This is a genomic window from Pseudarthrobacter sp. C1 (assembly GCF_034720455.1).
Lineage (GTDB): Bacteria > Actinomycetota > Actinomycetes > Actinomycetales > Micrococcaceae > Arthrobacter.
Map to the genome: position 1 here is coordinate 59,136 of NZ_JAYESK010000013.1, position 19,215 is coordinate 78,350.

At 66.1% G+C, this 19,215-nt stretch carries 17 protein-coding genes and 1 pseudogene; 13 read left to right on the forward strand and 5 right to left on the reverse strand.

Going from position 1 to position 19,215, the window contains the following annotated elements:
- Positions 1-38: 38 nt before the first annotated feature.
- Entirely contained in the window at positions 39-1,241 is a 1,203-nt protein-coding gene (locus tag U7114_RS17770; protein ID WP_157239113.1) for a trans-sulfuration enzyme family protein, read from the forward strand.
- 10 nt (positions 1,242-1,251) lie between these two features.
- Positions 1,252-1,611, forward strand: a complete 360-nt coding sequence (locus tag U7114_RS17775; RefSeq protein ID WP_321215368.1) for a DUF2516 family protein — start codon at positions 1,252-1,254, stop codon at positions 1,609-1,611.
- Between the two features lie 15 nt (positions 1,612-1,626).
- Here the strand turns inward: U7114_RS17775 and U7114_RS17780 are convergent, their stop codons facing one another.
- The gene (locus U7114_RS17780) at positions 1,627-2,484 is read right to left on the reverse strand and encodes a class I SAM-dependent methyltransferase (RefSeq protein WP_409339705.1); all 858 of its coding nucleotides are present in this window, start codon (positions 2,482-2,484) and stop codon (positions 1,627-1,629) included.
- Between the two features lie 96 nt (positions 2,485-2,580).
- On the opposite strand from U7114_RS17780, the gene U7114_RS17785 reads away from it, so the two are divergent.
- Positions 2,581-3,327 carry a phosphoglyceromutase gene (locus U7114_RS17785; protein WP_323058101.1) on the forward strand — a complete coding sequence of 249 codons (747 nt, stop codon included), beginning with the start codon at positions 2,581-2,583 and terminating at the stop codon, positions 3,325-3,327.
- Between the two features lie 70 nt (positions 3,328-3,397).
- Here the strand turns inward: U7114_RS17785 and phoU are convergent.
- A pseudogene (gene phoU / locus U7114_RS17790) lies at positions 3,398-4,146 on the reverse strand (phosphate signaling complex protein PhoU).
- 206 nt (positions 4,147-4,352) lie between these two features.
- On the opposite strand from phoU, the gene U7114_RS17795 reads away from it, so the two are divergent.
- Entirely contained in the window at positions 4,353-5,600 is a 1,248-nt protein-coding gene (locus U7114_RS17795) for a sensor histidine kinase (RefSeq protein WP_323058108.1), read from the forward strand.
- Positions 5,597-6,277, forward strand: a complete 681-nt coding sequence (locus U7114_RS17800; RefSeq protein WP_050056313.1) for a response regulator transcription factor — start codon at positions 5,597-5,599, stop codon at positions 6,275-6,277. The genes U7114_RS17795 and U7114_RS17800 overlap by 4 nt, the downstream gene beginning before the upstream one ends.
- A gap of 91 nt (positions 6,278-6,368) precedes the next feature.
- On the opposite strand, the gene U7114_RS17805 is transcribed toward U7114_RS17800, so the two are convergent.
- On the reverse strand, positions 6,369-6,917 hold the full coding sequence (locus U7114_RS17805; RefSeq protein WP_157242697.1) for a hypothetical protein: 549 nt from the start codon (positions 6,915-6,917) through the stop codon (positions 6,369-6,371).
- A gap of 273 nt (positions 6,918-7,190) precedes the next feature.
- On the opposite strand from U7114_RS17805, the gene U7114_RS17810 reads away from it, so the two are divergent.
- The 8 genes from U7114_RS17810 to U7114_RS17845 all read left to right on the forward strand — a co-directional run bounded on the left by U7114_RS17810 (position 7,191) and on the right by U7114_RS17845 (position 14,648).
- Complete coding sequence (locus U7114_RS17810; RefSeq protein ID WP_011690592.1) at positions 7,191-7,673, forward strand: CarD family transcriptional regulator; 483 nt, start codon at positions 7,191-7,193, stop codon at positions 7,671-7,673.
- A gap of 121 nt (positions 7,674-7,794) precedes the next feature.
- Entirely contained in the window at positions 7,795-8,577 is a 783-nt protein-coding gene (gene ispD / locus U7114_RS17815) for a 2-C-methyl-D-erythritol 4-phosphate cytidylyltransferase (RefSeq protein ID WP_321215371.1), read from the forward strand.
- A gap of 17 nt (positions 8,578-8,594) precedes the next feature.
- Entirely contained in the window at positions 8,595-9,095 is a 501-nt protein-coding gene (gene ispF, locus U7114_RS17820; protein WP_323058103.1) for a 2-C-methyl-D-erythritol 2,4-cyclodiphosphate synthase, read from the forward strand.
- 9 nt (positions 9,096-9,104) lie between these two features.
- On the forward strand, positions 9,105-10,580 hold the full coding sequence (cysS, locus tag U7114_RS17825) for a cysteine--tRNA ligase (protein WP_323058104.1): 1,476 nt from the start codon (positions 9,105-9,107) through the stop codon (positions 10,578-10,580).
- A gap of 102 nt (positions 10,581-10,682) precedes the next feature.
- Entirely contained in the window at positions 10,683-11,672 is a 990-nt protein-coding gene (gene rlmB, locus U7114_RS17830) for a 23S rRNA (guanosine(2251)-2'-O)-methyltransferase RlmB (protein WP_157239108.1), read from the forward strand.
- Between the two features lie 10 nt (positions 11,673-11,682).
- Positions 11,683-13,794 carry a glycogen debranching protein GlgX gene (gene glgX / locus U7114_RS17835; protein ID WP_323058105.1) on the forward strand — a complete coding sequence of 704 codons (2,112 nt, stop codon included), beginning with the start codon at positions 11,683-11,685 and terminating at the stop codon, positions 13,792-13,794.
- Between the two features lie 18 nt (positions 13,795-13,812).
- Positions 13,813-14,283 (forward strand): ribonuclease domain-containing protein, encoded by a 471-nt coding sequence (locus U7114_RS17840; RefSeq protein ID WP_323058106.1) that lies wholly within the window; start codon positions 13,813-13,815, stop codon positions 14,281-14,283.
- A gap of 8 nt (positions 14,284-14,291) precedes the next feature.
- The gene (locus U7114_RS17845) at positions 14,292-14,648 is read left to right on the forward strand and encodes a barstar family protein (RefSeq protein ID WP_104996833.1); all 357 of its coding nucleotides are present in this window, start codon (positions 14,292-14,294) and stop codon (positions 14,646-14,648) included.
- Here the strand turns inward: U7114_RS17845 and U7114_RS17850 are convergent.
- Together U7114_RS17850 and glgP are read right to left on the reverse strand one after the other, a co-directional pair.
- A complete protein-coding gene (locus U7114_RS17850; protein ID WP_157239102.1) occupies positions 14,645-16,426 on the reverse strand; it encodes a thiamine pyrophosphate-requiring protein in 1,782 nt (593 codons plus the stop codon). The two genes, U7114_RS17845 and U7114_RS17850, sit on opposite strands and share 4 nt — an antisense overlap.
- Positions 16,427-16,458: 32 nt before the next feature.
- Positions 16,459-19,077, reverse strand: coding sequence for an alpha-glucan family phosphorylase (glgP, locus tag U7114_RS17855; RefSeq protein ID WP_321215375.1), 2,619 nt, complete (start codon positions 19,075-19,077; stop codon positions 16,459-16,461).
- Between the last annotated feature and the right edge of the window lie 138 nt (positions 19,078-19,215).

Sequence of the window (19,215 nt, forward strand, 5' to 3'; positions counted from 1 at the left end):
CTTTCCGGGCCGTCCCCGGCGGACAGTACGCTGTCACCATGAGTCTTTCCGAACAGCAGGCGGCGGCCCTGTCAGCCGAGACGGTTGTGGTTGCGGCCGGGCGTCCCCCACGGGAACGGGACCAGCCGGTCAATCAGCCGATCGTCCTTTCCTCCACATACTTCGGCACCGGGGCACTCGGCGACGGCGACCGCGGCTACGGCAGGTATTCCAATCCCACCTGGGATCCCTTCGAAGAGGCGCTCGGCCAGCTGGAGGGCTCAGAACTGCCGGGACTCCTCTATGCGTCAGGACTCGCGGCCGTCAGCTCGGCGCTCTCCCTGGTCCCTGCCGGGGGAGTGCTGGTAATGCCCACGCACAGCTACTCCGGGTCGCTGGTCATGGCCGCTGAGCTCGCCCAGAAGGGCTTCATCGAGCTCCGGACAGTGGACATTGCGGATACTGCCGCCGTGAAGGAGGCCCTTGCTCCCCGCAGCCCCGCTGCGGGGCCGCACGCCCGGCCGGCGGCGATGCTGTGGCTCGAAAGCCCCACCAACCCCATGCTCGGCATTGCGGATGTCTCCGTCCTGGCCGACGCCGCCCACGCCGTCGGGGCCATCGTCGTTACGGACAATACTTTCTCCACACCCCTGGTGCAGCAGCCCCTGGTGCTCGGATCCGACGTCGTCCTGCACTCGGTGACCAAGTACCTCGCGGGCCATTCCGACGTCGTCCTTGGCGCCCTGGTCACCTCCAACCCGGACATCCGGTCCGCGCTGCTCCATCACCGGATTATCCACGGCGCCATTGCGGGGCCCTTCGAAGCGTGGCTGGCGCTGCGCGGCCTGCGGACGCTGGCGCTGCGGATAGAACGGTCCCAGGCTTCTGCAATGGTCCTGGCGGAGCGGCTTGGCGACCACCCCGCGGTCGAGACCGTCCGGTTCCCCGGCCTGTCCGCGGATCCCGGCCACGAACGCGCCAAGGCGCAGATGAAGGGCTTCGGGTCCATCATCTGTATCCAGGTACGCCCAGGCGCGGGAATGAGCGGCGCTGACGCCGCCGACAAACTGGTTGGCGCCGTCCAGCTGTGGCTGCCTGCCACATCGCTGGGAGGTGTGGAGTCGCTCATCGAACGCCGACGGCGGCACACCGCTGAGCCGGCCAGCGTCCCGGAGAACCTGGTGCGGCTCAGTGTGGGAATCGAGAACGTTGAGGATCTCTGGGCCGATGTGAAGCAGGCGCTGGACTCGCTGGACGGCTAGGCTTGGGCTTGTGGACGTTGAACTCGTTATCATCCAGCCCGTTGAGAAGGCCCTGTTCTTTATCCTTGCCCTGGTTTCGCTGGGGCTGGAGCTCTGGGCCGTGGCGGACTGCGCCCGGCACCGTGCAAACGCGTTTGAGGCCACGGGCAAGCGGACCAAGACCTTCTGGCTGGCACTGACCGGCGGCGCGGCCCTGATCGGCGCCCTTTCGTTGTACAGCGGTGGTGGCGGCGCATTCTTCGGAACCTTCGGGCTGTTCGGGCTCGCCGCCGTCGTTGCTGCGTCGGTTTACCTGGCTGACGTACGGCCGGCCGTGAAGGATGCGGGCAGGGGCGGCAGCCGCAACACGGGGCCCTACGGCCCCTGGTGAATTAGCCGGGGTGAATTAGCCGGCGCCCCCGCCGGCCAAGGGTGCCACGGCATCCCAGTCAACGGTGAGCTCCCCGAGCCGCCACCGCGAAGGCCCGTCATGGACTGGCCAGCCAGTGTCCCGCAGGTTCCTGCACATGCCTTGCCAGCGCTGCCTGTTCCCGAAGGTCGCCAGCGGCGCGCACTCGAGCCAGGCCCGGTCCATGGCCTGCATGAGGGCGTGCACCGGTTCGCCCGGAACGTTGCGGTGAATCAGCGCCTTGGGCAGCCTTTCGGCAACGTCGGAGGGAAGGAGGAAGCTGCCGAACCTGACGGAAATGCTCAGGGATAGCGGCCGCTCCGCATCCAGTGCCACCCACGTGACCCGCCGCCCGATCTCGTCGCAGGTGCCGTCGATGAACAGGCCGCCGGGGGCCAGCCGGTCCTGCACCAGCCGCCAGATTCCGGCCACGTCCGCTTCCTCGTACTGCCGCAGGACGTTGAACGCACGCACCAGGGCCGGTTTGCCGGGCACGGGCAGTTCGAAGCCGCCCACACGGAAGCTGAGCCCGGGCCGCTCCAGGGGGATCGCCGCGCGGACCCGTTCCGGTTCGATTTCGATTCCAAAGACCTGCACGTTCCGGCGGACGGCAGAAAGCCGTTCATAAAGCTCGACGGCGGTGGCCGGCGCAGCGCCGTAGCCCAGGTCCACCACCAGGGGATCCGCGGCATTGCGGAGCCGCCAGGCCTGCGGTCCCGTTAGCCAGCGGTCCACCCGGCGCATCCGGTTGGGGTTGGTGGTGCCGCGGGTGATGTTGCCAACCGGCCTGCCGGGCCTGCCGGTATTCCTGCCCAAAATCTGGGGGGCGGTCACCCGTTCAGCCTTTTGCACCACCGCCCAACCTTATCCCTGAAGCAATTGGTGACACCTAACCGGGCGACGCATGTAACGCTGGGCGGGCGGCAACACTGCTCGGCTAGGATGAAAATCATGACTTACAAGCTGATCCTGCTGCGCCACGGCCACAGCGAATGGAACGCCAAGAACCTGTTCACCGGCTGGGTGGACGTTGACCTTAACGACCAGGGCCGCGAGGAGGCAGCACGCGGCGGGGAGCTGCTGGTTGAGAATAACGTTCTCCCGGACATCCTGTACACGTCGCTGCTGAAGCGTGCCATCAACACCGCGAACATCGCCCTGGACAAGGCCGACCGCGGCTGGATCCCGGTGAAGCGCGACTGGCGGCTGAACGAACGCCACTACGGCGCGCTGCAGGGCAAGGACAAGGCGCAGACCCTTGCCGAGTACGGCGACGAGCAGTTCATGGAATGGCGCCGCTCCTATGACACCCCGCCGCCGCCCCTGGATGACAACTCCGAGTTCTCCCAGGCGCACGATCCCCGCTATGCAGACCTCGGAGACGCCCTTCCGCGCACCGAGTGCCTGAAGGATGTCCTGGTCCGGCTCCTGCCGTACTGGGAATCGGACATCAAGGAAGACCTCAAGGCCGGCAAGACCGTCCTGGTCACGGCCCACGGAAACTCCCTGCGCGCACTGGTCAAGCACCTGGACGGCATCAGCGACGAAGCCATCGCCGGCCTGAACATTCCCACCGGCATCCCGCTGGTGTACGACCTCGACGAAAACTTCCAGCCGATCAAGCCCGGCGGAACCTACCTTGACCCGGAAGCCGCGGAACAGGCCATCCTCGCAGTCGCCAACCAGGGCAAGAAGTAAGCAGTACGTACGACGGCGGGCCGGTCACTTCACGTGACCGGCCCGCCGTCGTTATTCCGCAGCGTTGACGTCAGCTGTGTTCGGTCCCGGTAGGCTGCCACGCGCCGGTCACCAAATAGGTGACCTTCTGCGCGACGGAGACACCGTGGTCCGCGAAGCGTTCAAAGTACCGGCTCGCGAGTGCGACGTCCACCGTGGTTGCCGGCGACTCGGCCCANCGACGGAGACACCGTGGTCCGCGAAGCGTTCAAAGTACCGGCTCGCGAGTGCGACGTCCACCGTGGTTGCCGGCGACTCGGCCCACTCAGGTGCTGCGATGGCCTTGAACACGCTGAGGTGGAGATCGTTGATGGCGGTGTTCGCCTTCAGGATGTCCCGGGCAACCTCAAGGTCCCGGGTTTCCAGCAGGACCGTCAACTTGTTCGCAATTTCTTTGTCCAGCTCGGCCATGCGCTTGAACGTGCCGGTCATGGATTCGGGGATGACGGTAGACGGGAACCGCAGGCGTGCCAGCTGGGCGATGTGCCGTGCAAGGTCTCCCATGCGCTCGAGGGAAGCGCTCATCCGCAGCGATCCAACGATCATCCGGAGATCGCTTGCCACGGGCCCCTGCAGGGCCAGGATGTCGATTGCCCGTTCATCCAGGCTGTTCTGCAGGAAGTCGATGCGGGCATCCGCAGCGATGACGTCCTGCGCAAGGTCTACGTCCGCCACCTCGAAGGAGGTGGTGGCTTTGTCCATGGCCTCGCTGACCAGCCGGGAGATCTCCACCAGCTGGTCACCGACCTGGGTGAGCTCTTCCTGAAAAACCTTACGCACGTAGGCGTCCTTTCCTTGTAACTCCCGCCGGTCCCGGTCCGGGCAGCAGGAATCGCGTCGCCGTTCGGCACTCCAACTACCTAGAATGCCAAAGTTCGGTAAACGGTTAAGCCCTTGCAGGTGAACGTTAGTTGAACCGTCCGGCCAAGGGGCCGGGACGCGCCGATATGCCTTCACCTACAGCATAAGGTGGAGCTGTGGATCCTATGCTTATCGGCCTGGTGGCCGGCCTTATCGGCCTGGCGCTCGGTACGTTCGGCGTGCTCGCTTTCCGGGTCAGCGAGAAACAGCGGCAATTGCTGGACGTGGACGCCGGGGAGCTCGCCCTGCCGGCGGGCGCCGCGGAGGTGCTTGCCGTCGTCGGACGCGCCTTTGTGGTGGTGGACGCGGTGGACGGTGTGGTCCGTGCCAACCCGGCCGCCTATGCCTACGGCCTGGTCCGCGGCCACACGGTGGTCCACAAGGAACTGCTGGACATGACGGCCGGGGTCCGCCGCGATGGCGTCATCCTGGAAAGGCAGCTGGAACTTCCCCGCGGCCCGCTCGGCCAGGGAACCATCATCGTCCAGGTCCGGGCGGCAATGCTCGGGGAGGAATACATCCTGCTGCTTGCGGACGACCGCACCGAGATCACCAGGACAGAAGAGATCCGGAACGATTTCGTAGCCAACGTTTCCCACGAGCTGAAGACGCCGGTGGGCGCCATCTCCCTGCTGGCCGAAGCCCTGGAATCCTCGGCAGACGACGAACTGGCCGTCCGGCGCTTCGCCAAGCGAATGCACAAGGAATCCGGCCGGCTCGCCGCATTGGTGCAGGACATCATCGAGCTTTCCCGGCTGCAGGGCGCAAGCGTCACCCAGCAGGGCCGCCCGGTTGACGTCAATGCGGTCATAGCCGAGGCCGTGGACCGGTCCCAGCTCCCCGCGGAGAGCAAGAATATCCGCATTGTGGTGGGTGGCCGGACCGACGCGAAGGTCTTCGGGGACCAGGACCTGCTGGTGACCGCCCTGCGCAACCTGATCGATAACGCCATCAGGTACTCCCCGGAGAACACCCGGGTAGGGATCGGTGTGCGCAGCAGGGAAGGGCTGGTTTCCATTTCCGTTACGGACCAGGGCGAGGGACTCAGCCCCGAGGACCAGGAGCGCGTCTTTGAACGCTTCTACCGGGTGGATTCGGCCCGGTCCCGCCATACCGGCGGGACAGGCCTTGGCCTGAGCATCGTCAAGCACGTCGCGTCCAACCACGGCGGCGAAGTGACCCTCTGGTCCCAGCCTGGGCAGGGCTCCACGTTCACCCTCCGGCTTCCCGAGATGGAGGGCCAGGAGGGCGGGGAAGAAACACCTCCGGCCGCTGCCCCCGCCCGGGCGGGGACCGCAGGGTCCGAAAAGCCAACTGTTACCCAAGTACCCGGCGCCGCAGCAGGCGCCACCGAACGAGGAGCAAACGCTTGAGCAGGATCTTGATTGTCGAGGATGAGGAGTCGTTCAGCGATCCGTTGTCCTACTTGCTGGGCAAGGAAGGTTTCGAGGTGGAGGTCGTGGACAACGGCCTGGACGCCATCACCGAGTTCGACCGGAACGGGGCGGACCTGGTGCTGCTGGATTTGCAGCTGCCCGGGCTCTCCGGCACGGAAGTGTGCCGGCAGCTCCGCCAGCGGTCCAGCGTCCCGGTAATCATGTTGACGGCCAAGGACGCGGAGATCGACAAGGTAGTGGGACTGGAACTTGGCGCGGACGACTACGTCACCAAGCCCTACTCCTCCCGCGAACTGGTGGCCAGGGTCAGGGCGGTGCTGCGGCGCCAGGGCGAGCCGGAGGAACTCATTTCTTCCACCGTGCAGGCCGGGCCTGTCCGGATGGATATTGAACGGCATGTGGTCAGCGTTGGCGGCGAGCAGGTGCTGCTGCCCCTGAAGGAGTTCGAGCTCCTCGAAATGCTCCTGCGCAATTCAGGCCGGGTGCTGACCCGCGGCCAGCTCATCGATCGGGTCTGGGGCTCTGACTATGTCGGTGACACCAAGACCCTCGACGTCCACGTGAAGCGGCTTCGCGGAAAGATCGAGCCGGACCCGTCAGCGCCGCGGTACCTGGTCACCGTGCGGGGGCTTGGCTATAAGTTCGAGCCCTAGAAAGGGTCGCCCGGCGACAGGCATGCAAAAGGAGGGGCCCTCCGGCCCCTCCTTTTGCATGCCTGTCCTGCAGTGGGCTCAGCCCGCAGCCTTAGTGGCCGGTCCCGCCTGCGCTTTCCGAAGCGGACGGCGACGGCGTGGCCGATGTGCTCGGCGAGGGCGTGCTGCCGGCCGGCAGGTACTCCTTGTACTCAGGCAGCGTTGCATCCAGGACGGGGACCTTCACCGTGTTGCTCACGTTGGTTCCGTCCTCGGTGATCTTGACGTCCACGAGGGAGCCCGGGATTCCTCCGGTGGTGCTGAGGATGGCTTCGTCCGAGCTGTCGTTCAGCAGCGTGTAGGAGTTCGCCTTGACCGGCACCTCGGTCTGTGAGCCCTTTGCGCCGTTGACCGTGAGCGTCACGTCCTGCGAAGAGGAGTTGTAGACGGCGCCGATCAGGCGGCCCGGCTGGTCCTCGCCGGAGGAAATGATCAGGATATTGCGCAGCTGGATCGGGCCGAGGTCGGTGACGATGCCGTCCGATGCAGCGTACCGTTCGCTGGTCTGCTGGGGCGTGATGTAACCGCAGCCGGCGGTCAGCAGGCCCACGCCAAGGGCGCCTGCCGTCAGTGCCAGTTTGCCGCGCTGGGCCCGGGTCATCGCAGTGAAACGCACGTCGCGTACTCCTCAAAGAGTCTTGAAACATTAATCACGCATAGCCTATCCGCAAAGCACGCCAAACGAGGATTCGGAGCTGTCACATCGGCCTTCCCCAGGACCCCGCACATGCACTATTATCCGCGTTCGTCAAGGGGGTGAAGGGGGCCGATTTGGCCCGTTTTCCGCGTATTTCTGCGGTTCGGCGCCCTCTTCCAGGCCGGTCATATGCCTGAATCGTGATAAACTGGTCAGCGGGAAAGGGGAAATGTCCACATGGTATTTGAGGTCGGCGAGACAGTAGTTTACCCTCACCACGGTGCTGCGAAGATTGAAGAAATCAAGATGCGCACCATCAAGGGCGAAGAGAAGATGTATCTCAAGCTCAAGGTGGCTCAGGGTGATCTGACCATTGAAGTTCCAGCAGAGAACGTTGACCTTGTTGGGGTTCGGGACGTAGTGGGCAAGGAAGGCCTGGAGCACGTGTTTGATGTGCTTCGCGCCGAGTTCACCGAAGAACCCACCAACTGGTCACGCAGGTACAAGGCAAATCTGGAGAAGCTTGCTTCCGGTGACGTCATCAAGGTTGCAGAGGTCGTCCGCGACCTGTGGCGCCGGGATCACGACCGGGGCCTTTCCGCAGGCGAGAAGCGAATGCTGGCCAAGGCCCGGCAGATTCTGATTTCAGAACTGGCGCTGGCTGAAAAGACCGACGAAGAGAAGGCTGCAAGCGTTCTCGACGAGGTCCTGGCTTCCTAAGAATTGAACCCCGGGGGCACCCAAGTGCCGCCGGGGCTTCTTTTTGCCCAAAAACAGGCCGCAGGGATTCCTCCCGAGGTGTTCAGGCGCCGGCGCCCTGCAGGGACGTAGGCTAGTCCGCATGAGCGAAACACGCACCCGCCTGGTCACCGCGGTGATCCTGGTGGCAGCAGGTTCGGGGCAAAGGCTGGGTTACGGCATGCCCAAGGCGGCGGTACCCCTGGGCGGCGAGCCGATCCTGATGCATGCCCTGCGCGGCATTGTCGCATCCGGAGCGGGCAGCCAGGTGTGCGTTGCGCTGCCCCCGGGAGACGACGCCCTCCGCCGCCTGTGCGAGGACTTCCGGCAGGAACTGGCCGACGGCGGCCCCCTTCTTTCCATTGTCGACGGCGGCAGCACCCGTGCGGATTCCGTCCGGGCCGGCATGGCAGCCCTGATGGACGGCATAGAAGCGGTGCTGGTGCACGACGCCGCGCGCGCCCTCACCCCCGAGTCCGTCTTCCACCGCGTGACGGACGCCTTGGCCGCGGGGGCCGCGGCAGTCATACCTGCCGTAGCGGTAGTGGACACTGTCAAGACGGTAGCGGCCACTACTGGCCCGGACAGCGAACTGGCCCCGGAGGTTGTCACCGGGACCGCGCCCCGCGAGGAACTCCGCGCGGTGCAGACGCCGCAGGGCTTCCAACTCAATACCCTGCTGAAGGCCCACGAAGCCGCGCGGGCCCTTGGCCCGAAAGAGTCCGACGCCGTCACCGATGACGCAATGCTCGTCGAAATGCTCGGCATCCCCGTCCACGTGGTCCGGGGGTCCACCCAGTCCCTAAAAATCACCACGCCCTTGGACCTGATCCTCGCCGAGGGGCTCCTTGAGGGTCCCCTGGGCGCACGCTGGGTGGAAGGCTAGGAATGGGACCTGCGGACATGGTCATCCCCCGAACCGGAATCGGGCTGGACGTTCACGCCTACGCCGCGGAGGACCAGCCCCGCCCGCTGTGGCTGGGTGGACTCCTGTGGCCGGGTGAACGTGGCCTGGCCGGGCACTCCGACGGCGATCCGGTGGCCCATGCCGCCGCCGATGCGCTGTTTTCCGCCGCCGGGATAGGAGATTTGGGCACGCACTTCGGTACGGACCGGCCGGAATTTGCCGGCGCCTCCGGCGTCGCATTGCTGGCCGAGGCTGCGCGGATCGTCCGGGCTGCCGGGTTTGAGATTGGCAACGTTGCTGTCCAGTTCGTCGCCAACCGGCCCAAGTTCGGCCCGCGGCGGGAGGAATCCCAACAAGTCCTCAGTGATGCCGCGGACGCGCCCGTCAGCGTCACTGCCACCACCAGCGACCACCTCGGGTTCACCGGCCGTGGTGAAGGCATCTCCGCGGTGGCCACCGCACTGGTCTACCCGAGGCCGCACCTTCCCATCAGCTAATCTGGAGCGGTGACCCTGCGCTTCTATGACACTGCCTCCGCCGAAGTCCGGAACTTCGTGCCCATCGTCGAGGGCAAAGCCAGCCTCTACTACTGCGGGGCCACCGTGCAGGGCATGCCCCACGTTGGCCATATCCGCTCGGCCATTGCGTTTGACCAGCTCACCCGTTGGCTGGCCTACCGCGGGTTCCGGGTCACGGTGGTAAGGAACGTCACGGACATCGACGACAAGATCCTGGCCAAGTCCGAGGCCTCCTTCGCGCCCGGGTTCACCCCGGAACCCGGGGAAGTGCCCGAGGAAGAGTGGTGGGCGCTTGCTTACCGCTACGAGCAGGAATTCCTCAAGGCCTACGACACGCTTGGCGTTTCCCGGCCAACGTACGAGCCCCGCGCCACCGGCCACATCCCCGAAATGCACGCCCTCATCCAGCAGCTGATCGACCGCGGGCACGCCTATCCTGCCCCCGACGACTCCGGTGACGTCTACTTTGACGTGCGTTCCTGGAGCAAGTACGGCGCACTGACCCGGCAGAACATCGATGACATGCAGGCAGCCCCGGACGTCGAACCCCAGTTCAGCAACAGGAAGAAGGACCCGCGCGACTTCGCCCTGTGGAAGGGGTCCAAAGAAGGAGAGCCGACGACGGCGAGCTGGGCTTCCCCGTGGGGTGCGGGCCGCCCGGGCTGGCACCTGGAATGCTCCGCCATGGTCACCAAGTACCTCGGCTCCGAATTCGATATCCACGGCGGCGGCCTGGACCTCCGGTTCCCGCACCACGAAAACGAGCTCGCCCAGTCGCAGGCGGCCGGCCACGCGTTCGCCAACTTCTGGATGCACAACGGCATGGTCACCTACGAGGGCGAAAAAATGTCCAAGTCCATTGGCAACACCATCAGTCCTGCCGAGATGCTGGAACTGGCGTCCCCCCGGGTGGTCCGCTACTACCTTGGCCAGGCCCACTACCGCTCCGTGCTGGACTACCGTCCCACGTCCCTCCAGGAGGCCGCCGCCGCCGTCGAACGCATTGATGGTTTCATTGCCAAGGCGACCGCCCGGTTCGGTACCGGCTCCGGCACAGCTGCCGGCCACCAGAGCTCCTCCGCGGAAACCTTGCGCACCTTCACCGAAGCCATGGACGACGACCTGAACGTCCCGCGTGCGCTGGCCGCCCTGCATGAGACGGTCCGGACCGGCAACACTGCCCTTGCCGAAGGCGATGACCCCGCGGCCCGTCTCGCGTTGAACACGGTGGCAGTCATGACCGACGTCCTCGGGCTGAATGCCGTGGCAGGTGCCGATGCCGGCAACACCAAGGACAAGGCCGCCCTGGACGTCCTGGTGCAGGCCCAGCTGGAAGCCCGTGCCGCGGCAAGGGCGGAGAAGAACTGGGCGGCCTCGGATGCCATCCGTGACACCCTCTCCGCTGCCGGCATCCTGGTGGAGGACGGCCCGGACGGGGCAACCTGGAGCCTGAAGCGCGACTGACCGGCGCGTTTCCCGAAGCGGCCGTCCCCCTTAGCAGCCGATTTTTCTTCGATCAGTAGACTGGTAGGCAGACTCAGTCAACACAATCAAGGGTGGAACACAATGGCCAACAATGGTCGCCGATCGGTTAAAGCGAAGAAGGGCCCAACCATCGGGACCGGTGGCCATGGCCGCAAGGCCCTGGAAGGCAAGGGCCCCACGCCCAAGGCGGAGGACCGCCCGTACCACAAGGCGCACAAGGCCAAGCAGCTCTCCGAGCGGTCCGCGGCCAAGCGCAATCCGGGTGCCCGCAGCGCCGGAGCGGCCAAATCCGGCCCCAAGGGCCGTGCCACCGAAGAAGTCGTTACCGGGCGCAACTCGGTGGTCGAGGCGCTCCGCGCCGGCATTCCTGCCAAGGCACTGCATGTGGCCATCCGCATCGAAATGGACGACCGCGTCAAGGAGTCCCTGAAGCTTGCCGCCGAGCGGGGCATTCCGCTGCTCGAAACCGGAAAGCCTGAACTGGACCGGATGACCGACGACGCCGTCCACCAGGGGCTGGTGCTGCAGATCCCGCCGTACGACTACCAGGACGCGTACGAACTGGCAGAGGAGACGGTTGGGAAATGGAAGAAGGGCCACGTCCCCAACGCCCCGCTCTTCGTTGCCTTGGACGGCATTACCGATCCCCGCAACCTTGGCGCCATCATCCGCTCGGTCTCCGCTTTCAGCGGCCACGGCGTCATTGTCCCGGAACGCCGCTCGGTGGGCGTTACCGCCTCGGCCTGGAAGACCAGCGCCGGAGCCGCTGTCCGCGTGCCCGTGGCGCGGGCCTCAAACCTCAACAACGCCCTGAAGCAGTTTAAGTCCATGGGAATCTTCGTCCTGGGCCTGGACGGCGACGGCGACGTCTCCTTGCCGGACCTCACCCTCGCAACCGAACCGGTGTGCATTGTGGTGGGTTCGGAAGGAAAGGGACTCAGCCGCCTGGTCCGCGAGAACTGCGACCAGATCGTCTCCATCCCCATCGATTCCGCAATGGAGTCACTCAACGCCTCCATGGCCGTGGGCATCTCCCTGTATGAGGTCTCCCGGCAGCGCGCCGCAAAGTAGGCGCCGGGTCATGGTCATGCCGCTTTTCGACACTGCTTCCACCATGGACGCCTCCACGGCGGTTCCGCTCGGTGTCAGTGTTCCGCGCGCCGACGTGGACGGGACAGGCAACCACCACGCAGGGCGGGCCAACGTGGCGTGCTATGCGCCGGGCGTATCCAGCCTGGAGATCGTCTACGCCGCCCCGGGCGGGGAGTGGCGGACCCAGGCGCTGCCCAACGTCACCCACGGCGTCCACCACGGCATCGTCGAGGACCTGCCGTACGGATCCCGTTATGGTTTCCGGCCTGCGTCCGGCGAGCAGTCCCTGCCCTTTGCCGCGCCCACCAGCGAAATTGAGGACGACGCCGGCCAGCCGCTGCTGCTCGATCCCTACGGGCGCGCCGTGGACCAGCAGGCCGGCTTCCTGGCCAGCGTGCGGATGGCAGGCGACTACGACTGGGGAACCGACGAGCGGCTGCGGCTGCCGTGGCGCAACACGATCATCTATGAAGCCCACGTCCGGGGACAAAGCATGCTCCACCCCGACGTCCCTGAAGAACTCCGCGGAACCTACGCCGGCATGGCCCACCCCGCCATCATCGAGCACCTCACAAGCCTGGGCGTCACCTCGGTGCAGCTGCTGCCCGTGCACTTCCACCTGGACGAGCCGCACCTGCAAGACCTGGGGATGACTAATTACTGGGGTTACAACACAGCGGCTTTCTTCGCCCTGCACCCCGGCTACGCAACGCGTGCCGCCCAGAAGGCCGGGCCGCAGGCTGTCCAGGACGAGTTCAAGTCAATGGTTAAACGCTTCCATGCCGCCGGGCTGGAAGTCATTTTGGACGTCGTCTACAACCACACGGCCGAGGGCGGCCCCGACGGCCAGACCCTGAGCTTCCGCGGACTGGGCGAGCAGGCGTACTACCGCACTGACGGGCACGGGAGATACGTGGACACCACGGGCTGCGGAAACAGCCTGAACTTCGGTGAGTCCCGCGTGGTCCAGATGGTCCTGGACTCCCTCCGGTACTGGGTGGATGAGTTCCACATTGACGGCTTCCGCTTTGACCTCGCCGTCACCCTCTGCCGGAACGCGGCCAACGAGTTTGACCCGCGGCACCCGTTCCTGGTTGCCGTCGCCGCCGATCCCGTCCTGTCCGACGTGAAGCTGATTGCCGAACCCTGGGACGTGGGCCACGGCGGCTGGCAGACCGGGCGTTTTCCTGTCGGCTGGGTCGACTGGAACGACCATTTCCGGGACGCGGTCCGTTCCTTCTGGCTCACTGACCGCGCCGCCCTGGATGCTGGCGGGCACGGCGGGCCCATGGCCAAACTCGCGGACTCGCTGTCCGGTTCCGCCGCCCTCTTCCAGCCTTCCGGACGTTCCCGCCTGGCGTCAGTCAACTTCATCACCTCCCACGACGGCTTCACCCTCAATGACCTGGTCTCCTTTGACCGCAAGCACAACGAGGCCAATGGCGAGGAGAACAGGGACGGGCACGGGGATAACCGGAGCTACAACCACGGTGTGGAAGGTCCCACCGAGGACGGCGCGATCCTCGCCAAGCGTGCCCAGGCCCGCCGCAACTTGATGGCGTCCATGCTGGTTTCCCTGGGCGTTCCCATGATCACCGCCGGCGACGAACTGGCGCGGACCCAGCAGGGAAACAACAATGCCTACTGCCAGGACAACCCGCTCGCATGGCTGGACTGGACCCTTACTCCCGAGTCCCACGAAATGCTCCGCAGCACCAAGCGCTTCATCCGCCTGCGCAAGGAGTTCCTCGCGGCCCAGCCCCACGACTTTCCTGTCCGGGACGAGCAGTCCTACCTGTACTGGTTCGACCAGAACGGCCACCCGATGTCCATGGAGCGCTGGAACGATCCTCACAACCGCGTCCTGCAACTCCTCCTGGGCTCGGACAACGGCGGCTTTGCGGGGTTGATGGTGGTGAACGGCAGCGCTTCGGACCTGCAGGTCACGCTGCCGCGCGTTCCGGCCGGGACCACAGCCCCGCGGATGTTCGAGCTCCGGCTGACTACCTCGCCATTGCATGAGGCACGCCAGGGCGGGCAAGTTGCCTCGGGGGAGAAGGACCTCGTGGAGGCCTATTCCATCAGCATCTACCGCAGCTAGGCACCCGGGATTTCCAGAATGCGCAACCGTTCCGTCCTACCCCTGTTGCTGGCGGGCCTGATGGTGCTTGCTTTCCTGGCCTTCGGCGGCACGGGCTTCCTCGGCCAGCTGACGGAAACTACGACGCCGGAGGGCACCTCCAGTGCCATGCCTGCGCCCGGCGCCGGGCCCGGGACCAGCGCCCCTGGACAGGACAACCCTTCGGGGCTGCCGGAGGTTCGCGAGTCCGCGCTCCCGGCGGAGGGCCGCAGGGTTCTCGAACTCATCCGCGCTGGCGGACCGTACCGCTACAGCCAGGACGGCCAGGCCTTCGGTAACTTCGAGCGCCTCCTGCCACGGCGGGACAGGGGCTATTACCGCGAGTACACAGTGCCAACGCCCGGGGAATCGGACAGGGGAGCGCGCCGCATCGTGGCCGGCGCCGACGGCGAGAAGTACTACACGGACGATCACTACGAGTCATTCAGATACATAGCGGAAGGCAGCTGAGCAAAGCCATGAAGATCTACTCCGGCGACACCTGGACCCTTGAGGAGCTGCAGGAGCAGGTGGCCGACGCCGGACGCCGCAGCCTGGTGGTTCCCGCAGCCGACAGCAAGAAGGCTGTCCTGGAAACCTTCGGCGAGGTCCTTAACTTTCCCGAGCACTACGGCGTCAACCTCGACGCGCTCAACGATTCACTGCATGACTTCGCGGACAGCATCACGGATAACGGCAACGCTCCGGTCACGGTCCTGTGGCAGGTGGCTGCCCCCTTCCGCAGTGACAGGGCATTCGGGATCATCTGCGAGATCCTCCAGGACGCCGAGCGCTATGCGGGCAAGGACCTGGCAGTCACCGCCGTCCTGCTTTAGGTGCGTTCTTCGTGGCCCGTGTAGGTCGCAAGGAGATCCAGGGCCCTGCCGCCGTCGTCCTCTGCAGCCAGTCCCTTGCGCATGCTGTCCGCCTTCTCCCTGCCGGCCGGGAACGGCGGCAGGAGGGGGATTTCAGGATCTGTCAGCACCTCGATCACCACTGGCCGGTCTGCCGCGAACGCCTGCTCCCAGGCATCGCCAAGAAGCCCAGGATCCTCCACCCGGATGCCTTTCAAACCCAATAGGTCCGCGTAGCCCGCGAACGGAAAGTCCGGCAGTTCCTGGCTTGCGGCGAACCGCGGCTCGCCCTCGGACTCCCGCTGCTCCCACGTCACCTCGGTGAGTTCCCTGTTGTTGAACACGCAGACCACGAACCGCGGATCGGCCCACTGGCGCCAACGGTGGGCGACAGTCACCAGTTCGGCGATGCCGATCATCTGCATGGCGCCGTCACCGGCCAGGGCCACAACCGGCCGGTCCGGCTGCGCCAGTTTCGCGGCAATGCCGTAGGGGAGGGAACACCCCATGCTGGCCAAGGTTCCGGAAAGGTGCGCCGGGACGCCCGGCGGAAGGACCAGTTGCCGGGCATACCAGTAAACGCAACTGCCGACGTCGATGCTCACCAAAGCGTTCCCGGGCAGCCGGCCGTTCAGTTCCCGGACCACCCGCTCGGGATTCACGGGGCTCGCCGGGACGGCGGCCCTTTCCACGGCCAATGCCCGCCACCGGGAGACTTCCCGCTCCACGTCGGTTCGCCATTGCCCGGGGGCGCGCGGTTGCAGCCTTTCCCCCAGTGCCTGCAGCGCCACAGCGGCGTCGCCCGCCAAACCCACCTCAACCGGGTAGCGGTTGCCGATTTTCCGTTCGTCGATGTCGATCTGGACAGCCCGGGCCGCGCCGGGCGGAGGATAGAACTCCGTCCAGGGATCATTGGAGCCCACAATCAGCAGCGCATCGCAGTTGCCCAGCAGGTGCGCGCTGGCGGTGGTTCCCAGGTGTCCCATGGTGCCCGCCGCAAACGGCAGGGTCTCATCCATGTAGGGCTTGCCCAGCAGGCTTGTGGCGATTCCGGCGCCAAGCTTTTCGGCCACCGCCAGCACCTCCCCGGCGGCGTGCCGCGCCCCCTGGCCCACGAGCAGCGCGACCCGTTCCGAGGAGTTCAGGATCGCTGCCGCAGCCTCCAGATCCTGATCCCGGGGCGTCCTGGTCGCTGTGCTCCACGAGGGCGCGGTGACCACGATGCCGTGTTCCTGTGCCAGCTCGGGCGCCGGTGCCGACTGGATGTCATGCGGGACGATGACCACGCAGGGCGAGGAGGTGGCCCTGGCGGTGCGGAAGGCCCGGTCCAGGACCATGGGGACCTGCTCCGGTGCGCTGACCTGCTGGACGAACTGGGCGGCCACGTCCTTGAAGAGGACCGTAAGCTCGATCTCCTGCATATAGGCGGACCCCAGCACCGTGCGGCTTTGTTGCCCTACGATCGCCACTACCGGAACGCCGTCGAGCTTGGCGTCGTAGAGCCCGTTCAGCAGGTGGACGGCGCCGGGGCCCTGGGTGGAGGTGACCACCCCCACCCCGCCGGTGTACTTGGCGTGGCCCACCGCCATGAAGGCAGCCGTCTCCTCATGACGGGCCTGGACGAACTCGACCCGGCCTTCGGCGCGGCGCAGTGCGCCCATGAAACCGTTGATCCCGTCGCCGCTGTAGCCGAAGACGCGGTCCACCCCCCAAATGCTGAGGCGTTCCACGATCACGTCGGATACAGTGCGTTCGGCCATGGGTTCCTCTCGGAGGGTTCGGGGGCAGTGCCTCAGGCGTTGACGATCAGTCCCAGCTCGGCCTTCGAAGCGAGGGCGTCGTGCCGCGGCAGGACCCGGACGGTGTACCCGAACGGTCCCGACCGGTCGATCACCAGCGAGCCGCTGAACAGGTGGCGTCCGCTGCCGAGGTCCTCCTGTACCTTCAGTTCCATCACGGTGATGTCGGTGAGGGTGTCGCTTTCCTCGGCCCTTCCATAGGCCACTTCCACGGATACGTCCTCCGGGGTGAGGCTGTGCAGCGCCACGTAGGCGTTGACCTGGAGCGTGTCGCCGATCTGGGGATCCTCGGAGACGCCCACGGAGTCCACGTGCTCCACGTGCACCAGCGGCCATGCCGAACGTACCTTTGCGGTCCAGGCCGCCAGGGTGCGGGCCTGAGAGTAGGAGTTGGCAGAGGCGTTCCGCCCCGCCTCCGCGGCCGGGCGGTAGAGGATGTTCACGTAGTCGCGGAGCATGCGTTCGGCGGAGACGGCCGGACCAAGGTGCGAGAGCGTGTGCTTGATCATGGAGACCCAGTGCGTGGGCACCTTCTCGGCCCCCGACGTCGAAGGGCCTGCGGCGCCGGCGCCGGCTGATACCGTGCTGCCGTAGAAGCGCGGGGCCACCTGGGTTTCAAGCAGCTCGTACAAAGCTGCTGCCTCGATGTCGTCGCGTTCCTCCGGTGATGCGCCGTTGTTGGCGGTGGGAATCGCCCAGCCGTTTTCGCCGTCGTACATTTCATCCCACCAGCCGTCCAGCACGGAGAGGTTCAGCGACCCGTTGAGCGCGGCTTTCATGCCCGATGTTCCGCAGGCCTCCAGCGGCCGGAGCGGGTTGTTGAGCCAGACGTCGCAGCCGGGGAACAGCGTCCGGGCCATCGCGATGTCGTAGTTGGGCAGGAAGGCGATGCGGTGGCGCACTTCGGGGTCGTCGGTGAACCTGACCAGGTCCTGGATCATCTTCTTGCCGGCGTCGTCAGCGGGGTGCGACTTGCCGGCAATGACCAGCTGGATGGGATGCTCCTTGTGCAGGAGCAGTGCCTTCAGGCGCTCAGGCTCGCGCAGCATCAGGGTGAGCCGCTTGTAGGTGGGAACGCGGCGGGCAAAACCGATGGTCAGGATGTCCGGGTCCAGGACATTGTCCGTCCAGCCCAGCTCCGCATCAGCGGCCCCGCGCTTCTTCCAGGAAGCCCGCAGGCGGCGGCGGACGTCCTCCACCAGGGCCGCCCGCATCTCGCGCCGCAGCGCCCAGACATCTGCGTCGCTGACGTTGTAGGCGAGGTCCCACCGGCCGTTGGCTTCGGCTTCGCTGCCGAACTGGTCACGGGCAAGCTGCGAAATGCGGCTGTCCACCCACGTGGGCACGTGCACGCCGTTCGTCACGGACGTGATGGGCACCTCGGAGTGGTCGAAGCCCGGCCACAGGGCGGAGAACATCCCGCGGGAAACTTCCCCGTGCAGCTTTGCGACGCCGTTGGCGCGCTGCGCGAGGCGCAGGCCCATGATGGCCATGTTGAACACGGACGGGTTCCCGTCAGCGTAGTTCTCGCGGCCGAGTTCCAGGATCCTGTCCGTGGGAACGGCGGGTGCCAGGCCGGCCTGGAAGAAGTGGTGGATCTGGGCGATCTCGAACCTGTCGATGCCTGCCGGGACGGGGGTGTGCGTCGTGAAAACAGTGGACGCCCTGCCGGCTGCAAGGGCCTCGTCAAACGTCAGCGCCTGCTCTCCGGCCATGAGTTCCTGGATGCGTTCGATGCCAAGGAAACCGGCGTGGCCCTCATTGGTGTGGAACACCTCCGGGGCCGTAGTGCCGGTGAGCTGCTGGAAGGCGCGCAGGGCCTTGACCCCGCCCATGCCCAGCAGCAGCTCCTGCTGCAGGCGGTGGTCTCCGCCGCCGCCGTAGAGGCGGTCGGTGATGCTGCGGGCGGCGTCGTCATTGCCGGGGACGTTGGAGTCCAGGAGGAGGAGGGGGACGCGTCCGACGTCGGCCCGCCAGATGTGTGCCAGCAGGCGCCGGCCGTTGGGCAGGGGGAGCGAGATCTGCAGGGGGCGTCCGATGCCGTCCGGCGAAGGCTCGCGAAGCAGCGTGAGCGGCAGCCCGTCCGGGTCCAGGACCGGGTACGTCTCCTGTTGCCAGGCATCCCTGGACAGCGACTGCTTGAAGTAGCCGGCCTGGTACAGCAGGCCGACACCGATCAGCGGCACTCCAAGGTCCGAGGCCGCTTTCAGGTGGTCGCCGGCCAGGATTCCCAGGCCGCCTGAATACTGGGGGAGCACCTCGGTGATGCCGAATTCGGGCGAGAAATAGGCAATCGATGCAGGGGCATCCGGGCCGAGGCCCTGGTACCAGCGCGGCTCCTCGAGGTACCGGTCAAGGTCCTCCTCAGCGGCCCGCACGCGTTCCACCACCGCGCGGTTCGCGGCAAGCTGCTGGAATTCTTCGCGGCTTACCATCCCCAGGAAACCCACCGGGTCCTGGCCGCTTTCCTCCCAAAGGCGGGGATTTAGCCCCGCGAAAAGTTCCCGCGTAGGGCGGTGCCAGGACCAGCGCAGGTTGCTCGCCAGGCGGGCCAGCGGCCGGATGGGTTCGGGGAGGACGGTACGGACGGTAAATCTGCGGATTGCCTTCACCTGCGTCACACTAACCGACAACATGGGCGGCCGGAACCAGCGCCGGGTTTCTTTTGGGTAAATGACGGGGGACGCGCAGAAACTGGTGCGCAGGCTTAGCAATCTTGCTCTTTTCTCGCTAACGTCGAGCCTGTGACG

Bases quoted from the DNA above. Each gene is read 5' to 3' on its own strand.
- U7114_RS17850 (WP_157239102.1), bottom strand. From the start codon at position 16,426: ATGGCCGAACGCACTGTATCCGACGTGATCGTGGAACGCCTCAGCATT.
- U7114_RS17795 (WP_323058108.1), top strand. From the start codon at position 4,353: ATGCTTATCGGCCTGGTGGCCGGCCTTATCGGCCTGGCGCTCGGTACG.
- U7114_RS17810 (WP_011690592.1), top strand. From the start codon at position 7,191: ATGGTATTTGAGGTCGGCGAGACAGTAGTTTACCCTCACCACGGTGCT.
- ispF (WP_323058103.1), top strand. From the start codon at position 8,595: ATGGTCATCCCCCGAACCGGAATCGGGCTGGACGTTCACGCCTACGCC.
- U7114_RS17805 (WP_157242697.1), bottom strand. From the start codon at position 6,917: ATGACCCGGGCCCAGCGCGGCAAACTGGCACTGACGGCAGGCGCCCTT.
- U7114_RS17840 (WP_323058106.1), top strand. From the start codon at position 13,813: ATGCGCAACCGTTCCGTCCTACCCCTGTTGCTGGCGGGCCTGATGGTG.
- U7114_RS17845 (WP_104996833.1), top strand. From the start codon at position 14,292: ATGAAGATCTACTCCGGCGACACCTGGACCCTTGAGGAGCTGCAGGAG.
- U7114_RS17785 (WP_323058101.1), top strand. From the start codon at position 2,581: ATGACTTACAAGCTGATCCTGCTGCGCCACGGCCACAGCGAATGGAAC.
- ispD (WP_321215371.1), top strand. From the start codon at position 7,795: ATGAGCGAAACACGCACCCGCCTGGTCACCGCGGTGATCCTGGTGGCA.
- rlmB (WP_157239108.1), top strand. From the start codon at position 10,683: ATGGCCAACAATGGTCGCCGATCGGTTAAAGCGAAGAAGGGCCCAACC.
- glgX (WP_323058105.1), top strand. From the start codon at position 11,683: ATGGTCATGCCGCTTTTCGACACTGCTTCCACCATGGACGCCTCCACG.
- U7114_RS17770 (WP_157239113.1), top strand. From the start codon at position 39: ATGAGTCTTTCCGAACAGCAGGCGGCGGCCCTGTCAGCCGAGACGGTT.